This is a genomic window from Vibrio sp. 2134-1, assembly GCF_033339495.1.
On the sequence record NZ_JAWOUS010000736.1, the window covers coordinates 1 to 575 of the forward strand.

Consider the following 575-nt stretch of genomic DNA (forward strand, 5'->3'; position numbering starts at 1 on the left):
TTTTTGTCTTTGAGAATCGGCAGATGATGCACGTTGTAGCGAAGCATGGTCAGCATCGCTTCAAACACATACGCGTTGTAATCGAGCGATACCACGTCGTAACTCATGACCTCGCTCACCGATATATTGGTATCAATCCCCTGCGCCAAAACCCGTATACATAAATCGCGGTCAGTAAGAATGCCAAGCAGTTGATCATCATCCTCTTCGGTCAGTTCTTCGGTTGGGCGGACGATGAGCAAGGCGGTGACGTTTTCTTCTGCCATTAGGCTTGCAGCTTCTTGAATAGAAGCGGTCGCTTCGAGTGTCACAGGGTCACGAGTCAGGATTTTACGCGCTTTTGCGGTTGTTAAATCATTGCCATCGGAGCGACTAGAGATCGCATTGCGAAGCCGAGCGCTATCTTCGAGCTCCATAAAATCCGCGAAGTTTTCAAACTCGTCGCAAAGTTCGTTGAAGATGTTCTCAGGAATGCAATACACCAAGGTGTCTTCAATCGCTTTTGCTGGCATACGAACGCGGTTGTTCATGAGCAACCCCATTTGCCCGAACAGGCCACCAGCATCAATACGGTT

The 575-nt window shown here is 48.9% G+C and carries 1 protein-coding gene; it reads right to left on the bottom strand.

The genetic code is table 11. The features are described from left to right. A partial coding sequence (locus R7R78_RS28255) for a CBS domain-containing protein (RefSeq protein WP_225474868.1) occupies positions 1-575 on the bottom strand: 575 nt, incomplete at both ends.